A 17,561-nucleotide genomic window follows, 5' to 3' on the forward strand; every position below is an offset into this window, starting at 1 on the left:
TGGGGGATTTGCGGAGTCGACTCACCGGTAGTGGAAGGGATAGCGCGATGGCGCCAGCGAAGGCCACGCCCCGTGATTCGATCCGGCAGCCAGACGCTGCTTTTCCATCAGTCGCCGACGACAGCCGAAGGTGCTTGCGCGCGTACCGGCGTGGGACCTTATGCGGCATGGATGCCGCAGAAGAGCCTACACGGACGTACTTGCGGCGTGTCCCACGCCGGTACGCGTGCAAGCGCCCTACAGCCACTGAAGCGTTCGCCTCGAACTGGCAGACGTCGTGCGCGGCGTTGGTCGATGCGTGGCGTCGCATCCGGGAGCGGGACACGCCGCAAGTACGTCCATGTAGGCTCGGTGGCGGCATCCATGCCGCCACACGGTCCCGCACCCGGATACGCCACCGCGCTCCCACTTTCTGCGGTTACTGATGGGCAGGCAATTCCGTTGGTGGCGGAATGCCTGCGGATTACGCAGTCCACGCCCTGTCGCCCCAGCAACCTCACGTCCTACACTGCGCACGCCGATCCGGGGCAGGGCGCCACGGAGGTTGTTGGAGTCTGCCAATGCATTACCGTCGTCTGGGTTCCACCGGGCTGCAGCTGTCGGCCTTGTCGTTCGGGGCCTGGGTCACCTTCGGCAAGCAGATCGGGCGCAGCGAAGCGCGCAACCTGATTGCTGCCGCCTGGGACAACGGCATCAACTTTTTCGACAACGCCGAGGTGTATGCACGCGGCCGCGCCGAAGAAGTGATGGGCGATGTGATCGCCGACCTGCGCCTGCCGCGCGATGGCTATTGCGTCTCGAGCAAGGTGTTCTTCGGCGCGGTGGACAGCCCGCGCCCGACCCAGCGCGGACTCTCGCGCAAGCACATCACCGATGCCTGCCATGCCGCACTCAAGCGCCTGCGCGTGGAGTATCTGGATCTGTATTTCTGCCACCGACCCGATCCTGACACCCCCATCCAGGAAACCGTGCGCGCCATGGACGCACTGATCCGCCAGGGCAAGGTGCTGTACTGGGGCACTTCCGAATGGAGCGCCGAACAGTTGCGCGCCGCCATCGCCATCGCCGAGCAGGAGCATCTGCACGCCCCGTCGATGGAACAGCCGCAATACAACCTGCTGCACCGCGACCGGTTGGAGCGCGAGTACGCCCCGCTATGCGAAGCCGGGCTGGGCACCACCATCTGGTCGCCGCTGGCCTCGGGCCTGCTGACCGGCAAGTACAACGCCGGCGTGGACGCCGACAGCCGCCTGGGCCAGCCGGGCAATCACTGGTTGCAGGACGAAGTGCTGGGTGCACCGGAGGCCCGCCGCCTGGAACGTGCCCGCGCGTTCTGCGCGCTGGCCGCCGAGTTGGGCCAGTCGCCCGCACGCCTGGCCATCGCCTGGTGCCTGCGCAACCCGCATGTGTCCACGGTGATTCTCGGCGCCAGCCGTGTAGCGCAACTGGAAGAAAACCTCGGCGCGCTGGAAACGCTGACCAAGGTCGATGCAGCTGACTGGGCGCGGGTGGAAGAGGTCACGCGCTGAAAGGTGGGGTTGTTGATCCAGCTGGGCCAGGTCGTCTCCAGCTGGAATGTGAGAAGGCAGGCTTTTCATGACGGACGATGGAGCTGCGCCACGACTGCTGCCCATATCGATTGATAAATGCAATCGAAGTGGGTGTATTCATCTAAAGATCCAGGCATTCAAATGAGAATGGCTCTTGATCATTAAATGAGAATGGTTATTATTTGTCTGGCCAACCGACTGGAGATCCAGATCATGACCGCTCACCCCGTGCTGCTTCGCTCCGAACCGGTCAACCTGCGCGACCGCGCCGTCCCGCGCGCTGTCCCCGCAGAAGACGTCATCAGCAGCGAGGCGCTGCTCAAGGGCCGTCGCGAAGTGCTGATTCAGCATGGCGATCGTGTCTATCGCCTGCGCCATACCAGCAACGACAAGCTCATCCTGACCAAGTAACACCGCCGATGACCCGCTGCGCACCGCCAAGCGGGCGCGGTCGGTGTCGAGATCGGCAGGTGCCCAGCATCAGCCGTACTCGTTCGCTCCCGCAGCCTGATTGCCGCGCACGATGTTCTAAGTCGCTTCACCCCCACCGATGCCCGCTCGCGCAGGTATTGGAGCTGTCTGCCGCGGGCGTTGCCGCCGCCGCCCGCCACTTCATTCTCTACCCTCGGCTGCCGCTCGCGGCGTCTGCCACAGCGCGCGCTGTCGGGGGTTCTTCTCGAAGGTTTCCGATGATCCGCCTGCATCCGCTGGTGGTCGCGCTGTCGCTGGCGCTGCCTGCTGTTCCGTTGTGTGCCCATGCTACTGAACTCGACGGCAGCGGGGATGCCGCGCGTGAGGTGCACGACTTCAACCGGCTGCAGGTCACCGCCACGCGCACCCAGCGCGCCCTGGTCGATGTGCCGAGCACGGTGGATGTGATCGACCGCGAACAACTCGACAACCAACTGGTGCGCGAGCTCAAGGATCTGTTCCGTTACACGCCCGGCGTGTCGGTGACCAGTACCAGCGGCCGCTTCACCGGCGCCAACGGCATCCGCATCCGCGGGCTGGACGGCAACCGCGTGGCGATCCTGGTCGACAACGTGCCGGTGTCGGACACCTTCAGTTTCGGCAGCTACCTCAACGCCAACCGCAACTTCGTCGATCTAGAAACGCTCAAGCGCGTCGAAGTGGTGCGCGGGCCGGCCAGCTCCTTGTACGGTTCCGATGCGCTGGGCGGCGTGGTGGCCTTCGTCACCAAGGACCCGGCCGATTATCTCAGTGCCGACAAGCACAGCTACGTCGGGCTGAAGTTCGGCTACGAGGGCGACTGGAACGGCCTGTTCGCCGGTGCCACCGGCGCGTTCGGCGGCGAGCGCTGGAGCGGCATGGTGGCGGTGAGTCACCGCCAGGGTCAGGAAGCGCAGAACCAGGGCGACAACCGTAGCCGCGATTTCACCCGCACCGCAGCCAATCCGCAGCGCATCGACGGCCGCAGCGTGCTCGCCAAACTCGTCTACGCGCCGAGCGCGCAACAGCGCTTCAAGCTCACCGTGGAAGGCAACGAAGACTACGGCAGCATCGATGCCTTGACCGGTATCGACCCGCGCAATGCGATGGCCTCGCTGCGCATTCTGTCGCAGGAAGGGCGCGACCATCAGACGCGTGCGCGCGTCTCGCTGCGGCACGAGCTGGATGCACTGGATTGGGCGCTCGCCGACGATCTGCAGTGGCAGTTGTATCGCCAGGACAGCGAAAGCCTGCAGCGTACCGATGAATTGCGCGGCAACAACACGCGCCGCCACAACGAACACAATTTCGATCAGCGCGTGTACGGGCTGCTGGTCAACGCGCACAAGTCCATCGACACCGGCACGCTCAGCCACGACATCACCTACGGTCTGGATGGCACCTGGACCGATACCCGCGCCAAGCGCGACGGGTATTCGGTGAATCTGGTCAATGGCGTGGTGACCAACCGGGTCGGTCAGGACGTGTTCCCGGTGCGCGATTTCCCCAACAGCGAAACCACCAAGCTCGGGTTGTACGCGCAGGACGAGATCCGCCTATTCGACGGCAAGCTGTCGCTGACACCCGGCGTGCGCGTGGATTATTTCCGCCTCTCGCCACAGGTGGACGATATCTTCCGCGAAGACAATCCCGGCGTGGCCGCTGCGACCATCGACGAAACCCAGGTCTCGCCCAAGTTCGGTGCGGTGTGGCGTTTCTCGGATGCATGGTCGGCGTATGCCAATTACGCGCACGGCTTCCGCGCCCCGCCGTACAACGACGTCAATATCGGCTTCACCAATCTGCAGGCGCGCTACACCGCCATCGCCAATCCGGACCTGAAATCGGAGACCAGTCGCGGTGGCGAACTGGGGCTGCGTTTCAACGACGCGATCGGGTATCTGGGCGTCGCCGTGTACTACACCGACTACCGCAACTTCATCGAATCGTATGCGCCGGCGGGTTTCAACGCCGAAGGGCTGATGCTGTTCCAGTCGCGCAATGTGGACGATGTGGTGATCAAGGGCGCCGAAGCACGCGCCGGTGTCGATCTGGGCGCGCTGGCGGGCTGGCAGGGCTGGTCGCTCAACAGCGCCGTCGCCTACTCGGAAGGCGACAATCTCACCGACGACACGCCGCTCAATTCGGTCGACCCGCTGCGCGGCACCTTCGGTGTGGCCTTCGACAGCGATGGCTGGGGCGCAGAGTTGATCGGCACCTTCGTTGCACGCAAACGCCGCCCGCAGCTGGACAGCTATTACACGCCGGCCGGCTACGCCACGCTGGATCTGATGGGGCATTGGGAATTTGCGCCCGGCGCCAAGGTCACCGCCGGCATCTTCAATCTGGCCGATCGCCGCTATGTGGACTGGAACGCGCTGCCCAACGGCACGCTGGCCAGCAGCACGGTGCTCGACCGCTTCACCGGCGCCGGGCGTACCGCCTCGGTCAGCCTGGCCGTGAGCTGGTAGCGGCCATGACCAGCGCCCGCCCACTGCCGCAGTTGTCGCATGCACGTGCCACCCGCGCCGCGCTGCCGCGTCCGCAGCAGCTGGCGGCACTGGGCACGGTGCTATGTCTGTATCGGCCCGCGCTGGGCAATGAGCTGGATGGCTGGCAGCACGCGGTGGATGCGGCGGCATGCCGGCAGGTCGACAGCGACGGCGTGCGCGAAAGCATCTGGTTCTTCGATGCCGAAGGACACTGCTGCTGGCGGATTTGTCTGTTGCCGGACAGCGATTTTTTGATCTGGGATCGCCTGGTCTCGCGCTTGCCGCCGCTGCCGATGGAAACCCATGAGCTCGGCGTCGGCGAGCGGCTGTGGCGTCGTCTGGCCGGCCGTATGCGCGGGGAGGCCTGGCGATTGAGCGCGCTGCGTCTGCAGACGGCCGCCACTCGCGAGCAACCGTTTGTCGCCAGCCTGGCGACAGTCTCGGCGCTGGGCGCGGAAGTGGCCGCACGCCTGGCACGCGAGGAGGGCATCGACGGACGTGTGGCGGTGGATGATTGCTGCTGCGCACGCGCTGCCGCCTTGCGCGCTGACTCCACCTCATCAAGCAATACTGATCCATCCGACATGACGACGTCGCTGGTGCGCTTGCGCCGCTGACGTTCCTGAGACCACCAACGAGAGTTCCGATGAGCCCACTGTTTCCCCGCTGTATCGCACTGACGCTGAGCCTGTTGCCGTTGATTGCCGCCGCCGACGCCCAGCGCGATCGCCAGAGCATCCTGGCGATGCAGGGCGAATACGCCGTGGACTTCGCCTTCGACGAAACCGTGCTGCTCAAGCCCGGTTACGAACGTGCCTCGGCCATGCGCAGCGGCGCCAGCGAAGTGGTCATCGTGGTCGAAGATTCACCGCGCAAAGTGGTGCTGCAGCACTTGCTGGTCGACGAAAAGAGCAAGCATGTGACCAAGCACTGGCGGCAGGACTGGATCTTCGAGGCGCCGCAGCGTTTCGAGTTCACTGCCGAGCAGACCTGGACGGTGCATGCGCTGCCGCCGGCAGTCACCACCGGCGCCTGGACGCAATGCGTGTATGAAGTCAGCGACGCGCCACGCTATTGCGGCACCGGTCGCTGGGACTATGCCGAGGGTCATCCCACCTGGACCAGCGATCTGAGCTGGCGCCCGTTGCCGCGCCGCGAATACACCAAGCGCAGCGACTACAACGCGCTGTCGGTGATCAACCGCCACACGCTCACGCCCAACGGCTGGACCCACGAACAGTTCAACACCAAGGTGCTGCGCAAGCCCGATGGCAGCCAGGAGGCGATCGCGCGCGAGTTCGGCTTCAACGATTACCGCAAGACCACCGACGTCGATTTCGCCCAGGCCTATGCGTACTGGAAGGGCACCCAGGGCTACTGGGCCAAGGTGCGCACGCGCTGGGCCAAGTTCCTGGACACGCCGCCGGGCCTGCATCTGAAGACCAAGCCGGACGGCATGGCGATGATCATGCCGATGTTCCAGCAGGCCGAGACCGTGCAGAAGGGCAAGCGGGTCAAGGACGCGCAACTCGATGCGGTGTTCGCGCAGTGGGTGGAACCGGCGAACTAGGCACCTGGATGTCGTAGGAGCGCGCTGGCGCGCGATTGAGGCTTTATCGGTAACGCCTCATCGCGCGCCAGCGCGCTCCTACGGGGCATTAGCCTTATTCCTTGAACATCAAGAACGCGGCCACCAGAATCAGGCCGAACGCGGCCCAGTGATTCCACTTCAACGACTGGCCCAGGTAGAACGTCGAGAAGCCGGCGAACACCAGCAGCGTGATCACCTCCTGCATGCCCTTGAGCTGCGGGGCCGAATACACCGCGCTCCCGAGCCGGTTGCCCGGCACCTGCAGGCAGTATTCGAAAAACGCGATGCCCCAGCTGACCAGGATTGCGATCATCAACGGCGTGCTCTTGTACTTCAGATGCCCGTACCAGGCGAAGGTCATGAACACGTTGCTGGCGAGCAACAGCAGGATCGGGTAGACGTAAGCAGTGAAGGGCGCGGTGGGCATGACGGCGGTCGGGGTGTGAGCGGGCCGGCAGCATAATCCAGCCCTGTTAAGCGCACGCGACCGTGCCGATGAGCCCGGCAGCCTAGCGCTGCATGCCCCAGCGGCGCACGGTCAGCCGCTCGATGGCCTGGAACACCACGCCTTCCACCAGCAGGCCGAGCACGATCACCATCGCTAGGCCGGCGAACACCCGATCTGTATACAGCTCGTTGCGGTTCTGGAAGATGTACCAGCCCAGACCACCCTGGCCGGAGGTGGCCCCGAACACCAGCTCGGCGGCGATCAGGGTGCGCCAGGCGAACGCCCAGCCGATCTTCAGCCCGGACAGGATCGCCGGCAGCGCGGCCGGGATCAGCAGCTGCGCCACGTAACGCGGCCCACGCAGCCCGTAATTGCGCCCGGCCATGCGCAGCGTTTCCGGTACTGCCTGGAAGCCTGCATAGGTGGTCAGCGCCAGCGGCCACAGCACCGAATGCACCAGCACGAACACCAGGCTGCCGGTGCCCAGGCCGAACCACAGCAGGGCCAGCGGCAGCAACGCAATGGCCGGTAGCGGGTTGAACATGGCGGTCAAGGTGCCGAGCACATCGCGGCCCCAGCGCGTGGAGGCGGCCAGCGCGGTCAGCACGAAGGCCAGCACTACGCCGAGCGCGTAGCCCTGCGCCAGCACCCGCAGCGAAGCGCCCACGCGGCGCAGCAACTCGCCCGACAGCAGTCCATCGTAAAACGCGCGTGCGGTCTGCAGGGCGCTGGGCAGCATCAGATCATCGCCAACCACGCGCGCGGCGATCTCCCACACGGCGACCAGCACCACCAACACCAGTGCCTTGCGCAGCCACGGCGGCGCCTGCCAGCGCGCCGGCGCGGCGGTGGCGATCAATGCGGGATCCAGCGGTTGTAGTGCACGTTCGTACTCGGCCCGCACCGGCGGCAGCGGCGGCAGCGCGGTGGCGTTGCTGCCGCTCATGGCAGCGCCTCGCGTTGGCGTTCGGCCGGGCGACGCAGCGGTGCTACCTTGGCATCATCCAGGGCGTCGTCGGGCAGGTCGAACAGCAGCCGATGAATGCGCTGCGCGGTCTGCTGGAACGCCACACTGCCAGCGCTGTGCGGGCCGAATGCATGTGCGTTGAGTTCGGCGCGCACCTGACCCGGGTGCGGCGACAACAGCAGCACGCGATTGCCGACCACCAGGGCTTCTTCGATGGAGTGGGTGACGAACAGCAAGGTGAAGCGCGATTGCTCCCACAGCTCCAGCACCTGCTCCTGCATGCGCGAACGCGTCAATGCATCGAGTGCAGCGAAGGGCTCGTCCATCAGCAACACGCGCGGGCGCATCGCCAATGCGCGCGCGATCGCCACGCGTTGCTTCATGCCGCCGGACAAGGTGTGCGGATAGGCATCGGCAAAGGCGCTCAGACCGACCTGCGCCAGACTGTCGTCAGCACGTTCGCGCGCTTCGGCACGCGAGAGCTTGCGTGCCGCGCGCAGGCCGAACACCACGTTCTCGCGCACGGTCTTCCACGGCGCCAGCTGGTCGAATTCCTGGAACACCACCACCCGGTCCGGCCCGGGCCCGGTGACCGCGTTGCCATCCAGACGGATCTGCCCCTCGCGCGGGGTCACAAAGCCGGCCACCGCCTTGAGCAAGGTGGATTTGCCGCAACCCGACGGCCCCAGCAGCACGAAACGATCGGCTTCATGCACATCGAAACGCACGCGGTGGGTGGCACGCACCACGCGCTGCGCGGAAGCGTATTCCAGGCTGACGTGGTCGACCTGCAGCAAGGGCGTGGGCGTGGGCATCGCTCAGCTCCCGCCCGCAATCAGCGGGTCGTCGAAGAAGTAGTCGCTCAGCTTGCTCGGCGTCTGCTTGATCGCGCCGCTGTGCTGCATGAACTTGCCCAGCCCCAGCGTGTTCTGCGGCACCACGGTGAATTGCACTTTCGGGTCCTTGAGGATCTGCAACACCAGCGCGCGGTCGATGCCTGAGCCATTGCGGCGCAGAAAGATATCCGCCGCCTGTTCCGGATGCGCGGTGACAAAACGTGCCGCCTGATCCAGCGCAGCGACGAAGGCGCGATAGGTCTTGGGATTGTCGCGGCGGAATTTTTCGGTGGCATACAGCACCGTCGCCGACGAGGGGCCGCCTTCGATCTCGTAGGAGCTGGTCACGATATGCGCGGCCGGGTTACGCGCCAGTTCCTGCTCCTGGAACGGCGGGCTGGCAAAGTGCGCAGTGATCTCGGTGCGACCACGGATGATCGCGGCGGCGGCATCCGGATGTGGCAATGCGACCTGCAGCGGATCCAGCTGATGGGTGCCCTTGTCGCCCCAACGTTGCTGCGAAGCGTGCTGCAGAAAACGCGACTGCACCGACACGCCGGTGGCCGGTACCGCAATCCGGTCCTGCGGAGTGAAATCGCCGATAGTTTTAATACGGGGATTGTTGCTGATCAGGTAGTACGGAAAATTGCCCAGCGAGGCCACGCCGCGCACGTTCTGGCGGCCATGCGTGCGGTCCCAGATGGTGAACAACGGCCCGACACCGGCACCGGCGATATCGATCGAACCGGTCAGCAAGGCATCGTTGACCGCCGCGCCGCCGGACAACTGCAGGAACTGCACGTCGATATCCACGCCAGCGGCCTTGCCCTGCTGCTCGATGAGTTTTTGATCCTGCGCCACGTCCAGCAGCAGATAGACGATGCCGAACTGTTTGGCGACGCGCAGTTTTCCTTCTGCCTGCGCATGCGCGCTGAACAGCAAAGGCAACGCGGCCAGGAGCAGCAGCGCAACACGCCCGAAGAAACGACGGCGCTGCGGGGCTGCGTGGTGAGAAGTGACGGTCAAACGCATGCGGCGCTCCAGTCGAAAGGGGGAGGGAAGGGCGCATTTCAAAGCGCGTTACGAGCCATAAGACCCACGCGGCGGCGCACGATTTCTAGAACGGCGCATCGCCTTCGATGGTGGTGCGGTTGAGCCGACGGCGCAGGTGATCCGGCGTGCCGGCGGCCAGATGCATCACCGAGCGGTTGTCCCAGAACACCATGTCGTGCGGCTGCCAACGGTGCCGATACACCAATGCCTCGCGGGTGCTGTGTTCGAACAGAGCCTGCAGCAGCGCATCACTTTCGTCGTCGGGCAAGCCGACGATGCGAGTGGTGAAATGTTCGCTGACAAACAGCGCTTTCTGGCCTGTCTCCGGGTGCGTGCGCACGATCGGATGCTGCACCGGTGTCACTTCGGCGATCTGTTCGGCCGTCAGCGCCGGACGCCACGGATTGCGCGCACGCAGCTCTTCGTACTTGGCCAGATAGCTGTGCTCGGCGCGCAGGTCCTGCACCGCGTGCTTGAGCGCATCGGGCAAGGTGTGCCAGGCCAGATGCTGATTGGCGAACAAGGTGTCGCCGCCCTCGCTGGGCAGCTCTTGCGCGTGCAGCAGCGAGCCCAGACTGGGCGTTTCCTTGTACGACAGGTCCGAGTGCCAGTAATGCCCGGCATCGCCCAGGCCGATTGGTTCGCCGTTCTCCTTGATATTGGACACCACCAGTACTTCCGGATGCCCACGCAACTGGAAATTGCGCAGCACATGGATCTGCAGCGGGCCGAAGCGACGGCTGAAATCGACCTGCTGCGCCGGGGTGATGCGTTGGTCGCGGAACACCAGCACGTGATAGTCCAGATGCGCTTGATGGATACGCGCGAAGGTGTCCGCATCCAGCGGCTGCGACAGATCCAGGCCGATCACTTCGGCGCCCAGCGGGGCATCGAACGGCACGATCTGCACGCCGGAAGCTTGCACTGTGGAAACCGCATCGCGCGGGGTCTGCGCACGCGCGGCGGAAGTGACGCTGGCCATGACGGTGGCACCTCGACGGCAACGAAAGGCCGCCTGGGCCGGCGACCGGACAGACCACTCTAGGCAGTCGTGCCGCCGCTGCGAACGTACGATTGGCAACGTGCTTATGCGCTGCAGGTATATGCGACCCGGCATGACGGGCGACGCAACTTGGCGCCACCCGATTCGGGCTCAACTGCTTTACGTCGATGAGTAGATATTGACGCAGCGCCGCCTGGGCAGCGCAGTCGCTTTGTGGTGCACTCTTATTCCGCCCGCAACGCCAATGCCGGCGGCGTGGACAGGATGCGCCGGGTGCCCGACCAACCGGCCAACAGACTCAGTGCCAGGCCGAAGGCGCCGCCGATCAGCAGACGCGGCCAATCCGGCGTCAACGCAATTTCGAACGCCTGGCGCCCAACCACCGCGCCGATCACCGCCGCTGCGGTCACCGCCAGCGTTGCCGCGAGCAAGCCGAGCGCGCCGAATTCCACCAGTACCGCGCCACGCAACTGCCCGCGTCGCGCGCCCAGCGTGCGCAGCACCGCGCTGTCGTAGCGACGTTCGCCTGCGGTGGCCTGCAAGGCCGCCAGCAGCACCAGCACGCCGGCCAGCAGGCTGAAGCCCATCACCAGTTGCACCGCCTGCGCCACCTGGTCGATGACTTCGCGCACGCGGCCGAGGATGGCGTCGATATCCAGCACAGAGATGTTGGGATAGTCGCGGCTCAACGACGCCAGCTTGGGCGCATTGCCGGGTGGCAGATGGAAGCTGGAAATCAGGTTGTACGGTGCATCGCCGACCGATCCCTGATTGAGTAGCAGGAAGAAGTTGACCCGGAACGAATCCCAGTCGGCCTTGCGGATGCTGGTGACGGTGAAGCTGCGCTGCTGTTCGCCCAGCAACAAGGTGATGCGGTCGCCGAGTTTGAGCTGATACCGCTGCGCCCAGCCTTCTTCCACCGAGGCCTCCGGCGCAGTGCTGTCGGCTGCCCAGAATTTGCCTTCCAGCAAGGTATTTGCGGGGGGGAATGCATGCCGCCAGGAGAAATTGACCGGGCGGTTGTCGCCGTCGCCATTGTCCTGTGGATCGCGGTCGCCGCGCGCAGGCGGTTTGTCGTTGATCGCCACCAGACGCCCGGTCGAAAACGGCTCCACGGCCGCATCGTTGACGCCCAAGCCGCGTAGCGTCTGCAGCACCGGCGCGGTTTGTTCGGGCTGGATATTCATCAGGAAGTAGTTGGGCGTATCCACCGGCAGACGCTCGCGCCATTGCCCGAGCAGTCCGGGGCCGACCACGGCCAGCAGCAACAGCGCGCATAGCGACAGCGACAGCCCGACCAACTGCACCACGCTCAGGCCACGCCGCCGCGTCAGCGAGGCCAGACCCAACTTCCAGGCGCCACGCAGGCGATGCTGGATCGGCCGCAGCAACGTGAGCAGCCCGAGCCCTAGCGCCATCGCCACCAGCGCCAATGCAGCCAGCCCGCCGAGCACCCAACCAGCGAGCACCAGATTGCCGGTGGCATAGACAGTCAGCGCCAGCGTGGCCGCCAACGCAGCGGCGTAGACCAGCAGCGAACTCGGCGGTACTGCGGCGAAGCTGCGGTTGAGCACGCGCATCGGCGGCACGTTGCGCAGCCGCAGCAGCGGCGGAAGGCCGAAGCCCAGCAGCAGTACCAACCCGATGCCGGCACCGGCCAGGGCAGGGGTGGCCTGCGGCAACGGCAGCCGGTTCGGAATCAGGCTGCCGAGCGCCTGCACCAGGCCTTCCTGCGCGAGCATGCCCAGCCCGATCCCGACCAGGCAGGCCGGGATCGCGGTTAACAGCAATTGCAGCGACAGCATCGCCAGAATGTCGCGCTGGCGTGCGCCCAGGCAGCGCAACACGGCGACGGTGTCGATGCGGCGCATCGCAAACCGGTTGGCCGCCAATGCGGTGGCCACGCCGGACAACAGCACCGCCAGCAACGCCGACAAGGCCAGGAAGCGGCCGGCGCGATCAAAGGCCGCGCGCATGCCGCGCTGGGTGTCTTCGATGCCGACCAGACGGTATTCGCTGGCGCGTGGCTTCAACCAGGCGCGCAAGTCGGCGATGGCTTCCGGCGCACCGGAAAACATCAGCCGGTACGAAGCGCGACTGCCGGGGCCGAGTAGGCCGGCACCGTCGATATCGGCGCGATTGACCAACAACGGCGGCGAGAGCTGCATCAGTTCGCCGGAGGCATCCGGTTCGGCACGCAGCACGCCGGCGATGGTGAGATGGCCGGCGCCGAATTCCAGCTGCTCGCCCACCCGCAGGCCCAGCGCCTCCAGCAGACGCGGGTCGGCATAGGCCTGACCCGGCGGCGGTGCGCTGGCGACGGTGCCTTCCGTGCCAGTGCTGTCCTTGGAGACCAGCAACTGACCCCGCAGCGGATAGCCAGCGCCGACGCCGCGGATGTTGGCCATCTGGCTGGACTCGCCATGGAACAACACGCTGGGGAAGCTGACCATGCGCGTGCTCTGCAGCCCGCGTCGCTGCGCTTCAGCAGCGAAGTCGGCCGGAATCTCCTGGCGGCCGGTCACGCCCAGATCGCCACCGAGCACTTCGGCCGCGCTGGAGGTCAGCGCCAACGTCACCCGGTCGACCAGCGTGCCGACCGCCGTCATCACCGCCACGCCCAGCACCAGCGCGGCGAACACGGTCAGCAGATCGCCGGCCAGGAACTCGCGGCGCACCGCGCGCGCGGCCTGTCGCAGCACGTTCATGCGGCCGGACCGGTCTGAGCGTGCAGGCGGCCGCTGTCGATGCGGTAGATGTGATGGCAGCGCTGCGCCAGCGTCATGTCGTGGGTCACAAGCACCAGGGTGGTGTCGCTGGTGGCATTGAGCGCGAACAGCAGGTCGCTGATCTGCGCGCCGGTGGTCTGATCGAGGCTGCCGGTGGGCTCGTCGGCGAACAGGATGCGTGGCCTGGCCACGAAGGCGCGTGCCAGCGCCACGCGTTGCTGCTCGCCGCCGGACAGCTGGCGCGGGTAGTGGCGCGCACGTGCGCTCAGGCCCACCGCCTCCAGCACCTCGCGCACCCGCGCCGGATCTTCGCGCCCGGCCAGTTCCAGCGGCAGTGCGATGTTTTCTTCGGCGGTCAGTGCCGGCAGCAGATGGAAGCTCTGGAACACGAAGCCGACTTCGCGCGCGCGCAGGGCGGCACGGGCTTCTTCGTCGAGCTGGCCCAGATCCTGGCCGGAGAGCGCGATGCTGCCGCGGCTGGGCAGATCCAGCCCGGCAAGCAGGCCGAGCAGGGTGGTCTTGCCCGAACCGGATGCGCCGACAATGGCGATACTGTCGCCTTCACTGACCGTCAAGCTCACGTTGTCGAGGATGTGGAGTGTTCCCTCCGGTCCACTGACGGACTTGCCGACCTCGCGGACGTCGATGGCGGTGCGGGTGCTGGAGCGGGGGGCCAGACTGTCGATGAGGAATCTCCGAATGCGTGAAAGAACACTGCGATATGGCGCGCTGGTCCTGTGGCTGCTGACACTGTCCCTGCTTGCGCCGGGAATTGCCTCTGCCAAAAGTCCGGTGGCAACCGCACCGATCCTGGTCGTGGGCGACAGCTTGAGCGCTGCGCACAACATCCCGGTGCAGTCCGGTTGGGTCACTCTGCTGGACCAACGCCTGAAGCGTGACATGGCGACGCCACCGGCAGTCGTCAATGCCAGCATCAGTGGCGAGACCACCTCCGGCGCATTGACGCGACTGCCCGGCTTGCTGGAAAAGCACCACCCCGGCGTCGTGGTGATCGAACTTGGCGGCAACGATGCGTTGCGTGGCCTGACCCCGGCACAGCTCAAGGGCAATCTGGAAAAGATGATCCAGCTCAGCCAGCAGGCCGGCGCAAAGGTGCTGCTGCTCGGTATCGATGTGCCGCCGAACTACGGCCCGGCCTACCGCGAACGCCTGAAGGCGACCTATGCCGACCTGTCCAGACAGTACAAAACCGCGCTGGTGCCGTTCTTTCTGGAAAAGGTCGCGCTACAGCCGGGGCTGATGCAGGCCGACGGCTTGCATCCGACCGCCGCGGCCCAGCCGAAGGTGCTGGAAACGGTCTGGCCGGCGCTGCGTCCACTGCTCGGTCGCTAGGCGTCGTCTGTCACAGAACGTCGCCGGTCCTTCACGCCCTTTCCACCGTCGATCCGGCATGTTTCACAAAGCTGAAGACCGAGGAAAGTCCATGCGTCAGACCAAGGAAACGTCCGGCCTCGTGCTGGTCGTCGAAGACAATCGCAATATCTCCGAAATGATCGGCGAGTACCTGGAAGGCCGTGGCTTCGAGGTCGACTATGCGCAGGACGGACTGGACGGTTATCGTCTGGCCGCCGAGAACAGCTACGACGTGGTCGTGCTGGATCTCATGCTGCCGCGCCTGGACGGCATCGAAGTGTGCCGCCGCCTACGCAACGACGCACGCAAGTCCACCCCGGTGCTGATGCTGACCGCCCGCGACACGCTGGACGACAAGCTCACCGGCTTGGGCTTCGGCGCCGACGATTACCTGACCAAGCCGTTTGCGATTCAGGAACTGGAAGCGCGCCTGCGTGCCCTGATCCGTCGCGAGCGCCGCCAGGTGGGTTCGGAAGTGCTCAAGGTCGCCGACCTGGTGCTCGACCCGGTCAGCATGCGCGCCACCCGTGCCGGCACCGAGCTGCAGCTCTCGCCGATCGGCTTGCGGTTGCTCACCATCCTGATGCGCGAATCGCCGCGTGTGGTCACCCGCCAGGAAATCGAGCGCGAGATCTGGGGCAATGGGTTGCCGGATTCGGACACCTTGCGCAGCCATCTGTACAACCTGCGCAAGATCATCGACAAGCCCTTCGATCGCCCCCTGCTGCACACCGTGCAAAGCGCCGGCTATCGCATCGCCGACATCGCCCAACCGATGGCCTGATGTCACTGGCCGGTCGCCTTCTGGCGGCCGGCTTTTCCTGTAGGCGCTCACGCGCCGCTCGCTTCCGCGTGCTGCCGGCTGGTTGCACGACGGGCTCACGGAAGCGTTGCCTTTAATCCGGCGCTCTCCCTGGATGCCGCAATGCCGCACGGGCTCCCACGAAAAATACGTCTCGCCTTCCTGTTGCAGGTCGCACTGGCGAGTCTGGCGATCGTCCTTGGCGGCTATCTGATCTCCTTCGTGATCAAGTACAGCCTGGTGCGCACCGTACTGGCCGACGAGGCGGTGCATTTCTGGCGCCTGCACAAGAGTGCGCCGAACAACCCGCCGCCGAATACCCGCAATATACAGGGCTATTTCTCGCCTGCCGGCAAGCTCGGCGACAACGCACCGCCGGTGTTGCAACGGTTGCCGCGCGGCTTCAGCGAAGTGGCCGCTGCCGACGCGCTGGTGTATGTGGATCAACGTCCGGAAGGACGCTTGTATCTGGTGTTTTCGCGTTCGCGCGCCGCCCATCTGACGTTGTGGTACGGCGTGGTGCCGGCGATCGTGGTGTTGCTGTCGATCTACGGCGTGTCGTGGTTTACCTATCGCATCTCCAAACGCCTGGTGTCGCCGATCAGCTGGCTCGCACGGCGCGTTTCGCAGTGGGACCCGCGCAATCCGGATGTGGATGAGTTGGCACCGGAACGATTGCCCGCCGAACTGCAGGGCGAAACACGGCAGTTGGCCGCAGCGTTACATGCGCTGGGGCAACGAGTCAGCGACCACGTTGCGCGCGAACGCAATTTCACCCGCGATGCCAGTCATGAATTGCGCACGCCGCTGACGGTGATCCGCGTGGCCAGCGACATGGCCCTGGCCGACGACGAATTGTCGCCGCGCACGCAACGCAGCCTGCGCCGTATCCAGCGGGCCGGCCACGATATGGAAGCGGTGATCGATGCGTTTCTGATCCTGGCGCGCGAGGCCGAAATCGACCCGCAAAGCGAAACCTTCGACGCCGCCGAACTGGCCAGCGAAGAAGTCGACAGCGCGCGTGAATTGCTTGGCGACAAGCCGGTGTCGTTGCAGATGGTCGGCGACCGTAGCCTGCAGATGTTCGCCCCGCCGCGGGTGATGCGCGTGGTGCTCAGCAACCTGCTGCGTAATGCCTGTGCCTACACCGACACCGGCAGCATCGAAGTCGAAGTGACCCAGGACCGCATCATCGTGCGCGACACCGGCATCGGCATGAGCGAAGAAGCACGTGCACGTGCATTCGAGCCATTCTTCCGCGCCGATCCCACACGCCCGCAGGGCACCGGCCTGGGCCTGTCGATCGTGCGCCGGCTGTGCGACCGCTTCGGTTGGCGGATCGAATTGCATAGCGAGGCCGATGTGGGGACGTCGGTGGCGGTGGTTGTGGCCTGAGGGCGTCTTTTGTTGGCCGATCTGCCTGGTCTTACTTCTGCTCCAACACAGGTTCCACTGCCTTGCGCCAGATCGCGTAACCGTCGGCGGTCATGTGCAGCATGTCCTCGCGAAACAGCTCGGCGCGCGGCTTGCCTCTGGCATCCAGCATTGGTGTGTAGATGTCCACGTAGTCCACGCGCGGCAGCGGCGCGAGTGCGTCCTTGATCAGGCGATTGGCCGTCACGATTGCCGGCAGCAAATGCGCGCGCGACGGGCTGGGTTTGATCGACAGATAGCTGATGCGCGCCTTGGGCAGATCGCGCCGAATGCGCGCTACGAATGCCAGCACATCGTCGCGCACCTGCTCCGGCGTACGGCCGCTGTTGAGATCGTTGTCGCCGGCATACAGCACCACCTGGCGCGGCGCGTAGGGGAGCACGATGCGGTCCGCGTACCATGTGCTGTCGCGCACTTCCGAGCCGCCGAAGCCGCGATTGATCACCGGCTTGCCGGGAAAGTCCTGCGCCAAGGTGTCCCAGAAACGGATCGACGAACTGCCGACGAACACGACGCCGTGCTTGGGTGGCGGCTGCTGCGCGTCGCTGTCGGCAAAGCGCTTCATGTCGTTTTCCCACGCGGCATTGGAGGCCTGCGCCGGGACTTGCGGCGCGGTGTGTGGGGTGTCGGCGTGGACGTGGCCGGACAATAACGCAAGGGCGCACAGCAGTGTGCGCAAGGGATGCTTGATCATGCGAGAGAGCCTGCGGCAGTGAAGCGGACCGCCATGGTGCGACAGGCTGGAAGCGGAGGGCAAACCCGTTGGCTTCCAGGGCGTAGCATCGCATTGCGCGCAGGCCGCTTCGCCGGGCCAGACCCGACCATGCGGCAG

At 65.5% G+C, this 17,561-nt stretch carries 16 protein-coding genes; 8 read left to right on the top strand and 8 right to left on the bottom strand.

Annotation, left to right across the window (positions count from 1 at the left end; translation table 11 throughout):
• Positions 1 to 560 precede the first annotated feature (560 nt).
• The 5 genes from NMB96_RS10600 to NMB96_RS10620 all read left to right on the top strand — a co-directional run bounded on the left by NMB96_RS10600 (position 561) and on the right by NMB96_RS10620 (position 6,062).
• Entirely contained in the window at positions 561 to 1,529 is a 969-nt protein-coding gene (locus tag NMB96_RS10600; RefSeq protein ID WP_023902746.1) for a potassium channel beta subunit family protein, read from the top strand.
• Positions 1,530 to 1,721: 192 nt separating this feature from the next.
• Positions 1,722 to 1,961, top strand: a complete 240-nt coding sequence (gene hemP / locus NMB96_RS10605; RefSeq protein ID WP_023902748.1) for a hemin uptake protein HemP — start codon at positions 1,722 to 1,724, stop codon at positions 1,959 to 1,961.
• 278 nt (positions 1,962 to 2,239) lie between these two features.
• The gene (locus NMB96_RS10610; RefSeq protein ID WP_023902749.1) at positions 2,240 to 4,471 is read left to right on the top strand and encodes a TonB-dependent hemoglobin/transferrin/lactoferrin family receptor; all 2,232 of its coding nucleotides are present in this window, start codon (positions 2,240 to 2,242) and stop codon (positions 4,469 to 4,471) included.
• Between the two features lie 5 nt (positions 4,472 to 4,476).
• On the top strand, positions 4,477 to 5,109 hold the full coding sequence (locus tag NMB96_RS10615; protein ID WP_023902750.1) for a ChuX/HutX family heme-like substrate-binding protein: 633 nt from the start codon (positions 4,477 to 4,479) through the stop codon (positions 5,107 to 5,109).
• A 29-nt stretch (positions 5,110 to 5,138) separates the two neighbouring features.
• Positions 5,139 to 6,062, top strand: coding sequence for a DUF6607 family protein (locus tag NMB96_RS10620; RefSeq protein ID WP_023902751.1), 924 nt, complete (start codon positions 5,139 to 5,141; stop codon positions 6,060 to 6,062).
• A 94-nt stretch (positions 6,063 to 6,156) separates the two neighbouring features.
• Here NMB96_RS10620 and NMB96_RS10625 read toward each other — a convergent pair whose 3' ends face one another.
• The 7 genes from NMB96_RS10625 to NMB96_RS10655 all read right to left on the bottom strand — a co-directional run bounded on the left by NMB96_RS10625 (position 6,157) and on the right by NMB96_RS10655 (position 13,694).
• Complete coding sequence (locus tag NMB96_RS10625) at positions 6,157 to 6,510, bottom strand: DMT family protein (protein WP_023902752.1); 354 nt, start codon at positions 6,508 to 6,510, stop codon at positions 6,157 to 6,159.
• An 82-nt stretch (positions 6,511 to 6,592) separates the two neighbouring features.
• Positions 6,593 to 7,477 carry an ABC transporter permease gene (locus NMB96_RS10630; protein ID WP_023902753.1) on the bottom strand — a complete coding sequence of 295 codons (885 nt, stop codon included), beginning with the start codon at positions 7,475 to 7,477 and terminating at the stop codon, positions 6,593 to 6,595.
• The gene (locus tag NMB96_RS10635; protein WP_183086884.1) at positions 7,474 to 8,313 is read right to left on the bottom strand and encodes an ABC transporter ATP-binding protein; all 840 of its coding nucleotides are present in this window, start codon (positions 8,311 to 8,313) and stop codon (positions 7,474 to 7,476) included. Before NMB96_RS10635 ends, NMB96_RS10630 begins: the two co-directional genes overlap by 4 nt.
• Positions 8,314 to 8,316: 3 nt before the next feature.
• On the bottom strand, positions 8,317 to 9,366 hold the full coding sequence (locus tag NMB96_RS10640; RefSeq protein WP_023902755.1) for an ABC transporter substrate-binding protein: 1,050 nt from the start codon (positions 9,364 to 9,366) through the stop codon (positions 8,317 to 8,319).
• 85 nt (positions 9,367 to 9,451) lie between these two features.
• Positions 9,452 to 10,369 (bottom strand): TauD/TfdA dioxygenase family protein, encoded by a 918-nt coding sequence (locus NMB96_RS10645; RefSeq protein ID WP_023902756.1) that lies wholly within the window; start codon positions 10,367 to 10,369, stop codon positions 9,452 to 9,454.
• A gap of 245 nt (positions 10,370 to 10,614) precedes the next feature.
• Complete coding sequence (locus tag NMB96_RS10650) at positions 10,615 to 13,098, bottom strand: ABC transporter permease (RefSeq protein WP_023902757.1); 2,484 nt, start codon at positions 13,096 to 13,098, stop codon at positions 10,615 to 10,617.
• Complete coding sequence (locus tag NMB96_RS10655; RefSeq protein ID WP_043889686.1) at positions 13,095 to 13,694, bottom strand: ABC transporter ATP-binding protein; 600 nt, start codon at positions 13,692 to 13,694, stop codon at positions 13,095 to 13,097. The genes NMB96_RS10650 and NMB96_RS10655 overlap by 4 nt, the downstream gene beginning before the upstream one ends.
• A 109-nt stretch (positions 13,695 to 13,803) precedes the next feature.
• On the opposite strand from NMB96_RS10655, the gene NMB96_RS10660 reads away from it, so the two are divergent.
• The 3 genes from NMB96_RS10660 to NMB96_RS10670 all read left to right on the top strand — a co-directional run bounded on the left by NMB96_RS10660 (position 13,804) and on the right by NMB96_RS10670 (position 16,690).
• Positions 13,804 to 14,472 (top strand): arylesterase, encoded by a 669-nt coding sequence (locus NMB96_RS10660; protein ID WP_023902759.1) that lies wholly within the window; start codon positions 13,804 to 13,806, stop codon positions 14,470 to 14,472.
• Positions 14,473 to 14,563: 91 nt separating this feature from the next.
• Positions 14,564 to 15,277 carry a response regulator transcription factor gene (locus NMB96_RS10665; RefSeq protein WP_002811889.1) on the top strand — a complete coding sequence of 238 codons (714 nt, stop codon included), beginning with the start codon at positions 14,564 to 14,566 and terminating at the stop codon, positions 15,275 to 15,277.
• A 141-nt stretch (positions 15,278 to 15,418) separates the two neighbouring features.
• The gene (locus tag NMB96_RS10670; RefSeq protein ID WP_183086883.1) at positions 15,419 to 16,690 is read left to right on the top strand and encodes a sensor histidine kinase; all 1,272 of its coding nucleotides are present in this window, start codon (positions 15,419 to 15,421) and stop codon (positions 16,688 to 16,690) included.
• Positions 16,691 to 16,721: 31 nt separating this feature from the next.
• Here the strand turns inward: NMB96_RS10670 and NMB96_RS10675 are convergent, their stop codons facing one another.
• Entirely contained in the window at positions 16,722 to 17,423 is a 702-nt protein-coding gene (locus tag NMB96_RS10675; RefSeq protein ID WP_255086851.1) for an SGNH/GDSL hydrolase family protein, read from the bottom strand.
• Positions 17,424 to 17,561: the final 138 nt, after the last annotated feature.

This window comes from Xanthomonas hortorum, from assembly GCF_024339125.1.
GTDB classification, from domain to species: Bacteria; Pseudomonadota; Gammaproteobacteria; order Xanthomonadales; family Xanthomonadaceae; genus Xanthomonas; species Xanthomonas hortorum.

Coding starts and splice junctions, on each gene's coding strand:
- NMB96_RS10600 (WP_023902746.1), top strand. CDS start 561: ATGCATTACCGTCGTCTGGGTTCCACCGGGCTGCAGCTGTCGGCCTTG.
- hemP (WP_023902748.1), top strand. CDS start 1,722: ATGGTTATTATTTGTCTGGCCAACCGACTGGAGATCCAGATCATGACC.
- NMB96_RS10610 (WP_023902749.1), top strand. CDS start 2,240: ATGATCCGCCTGCATCCGCTGGTGGTCGCGCTGTCGCTGGCGCTGCCT.
- NMB96_RS10615 (WP_023902750.1), top strand. CDS start 4,477: ATGACCAGCGCCCGCCCACTGCCGCAGTTGTCGCATGCACGTGCCACC.
- NMB96_RS10620 (WP_023902751.1), top strand. CDS start 5,139: ATGAGCCCACTGTTTCCCCGCTGTATCGCACTGACGCTGAGCCTGTTG.
- NMB96_RS10625 (WP_023902752.1), bottom strand. CDS start 6,510: ATGCCCACCGCGCCCTTCACTGCTTACGTCTACCCGATCCTGCTGTTG.
- NMB96_RS10630 (WP_023902753.1), bottom strand. CDS start 7,477: ATGAGCGGCAGCAACGCCACCGCGCTGCCGCCGCTGCCGCCGGTGCGG.
- NMB96_RS10635 (WP_183086884.1), bottom strand. CDS start 8,313: ATGCCCACGCCCACGCCCTTGCTGCAGGTCGACCACGTCAGCCTGGAA.
- NMB96_RS10640 (WP_023902755.1), bottom strand. CDS start 9,366: ATGCGTTTGACCGTCACTTCTCACCACGCAGCCCCGCAGCGCCGTCGT.
- NMB96_RS10645 (WP_023902756.1), bottom strand. CDS start 10,369: ATGGCCAGCGTCACTTCCGCCGCGCGTGCGCAGACCCCGCGCGATGCG.
- NMB96_RS10650 (WP_023902757.1), bottom strand. CDS start 13,098: ATGAACGTGCTGCGACAGGCCGCGCGCGCGGTGCGCCGCGAGTTCCTG.
- NMB96_RS10660 (WP_023902759.1), top strand. CDS start 13,804: ATGAGGAATCTCCGAATGCGTGAAAGAACACTGCGATATGGCGCGCTG.
- NMB96_RS10665 (WP_002811889.1), top strand. CDS start 14,564: ATGCGTCAGACCAAGGAAACGTCCGGCCTCGTGCTGGTCGTCGAAGAC.
- NMB96_RS10670 (WP_183086883.1), top strand. CDS start 15,419: ATGCCGCACGGGCTCCCACGAAAAATACGTCTCGCCTTCCTGTTGCAG.
- NMB96_RS10675 (WP_255086851.1), bottom strand. CDS start 17,423: ATGATCAAGCATCCCTTGCGCACACTGCTGTGCGCCCTTGCGTTATTG.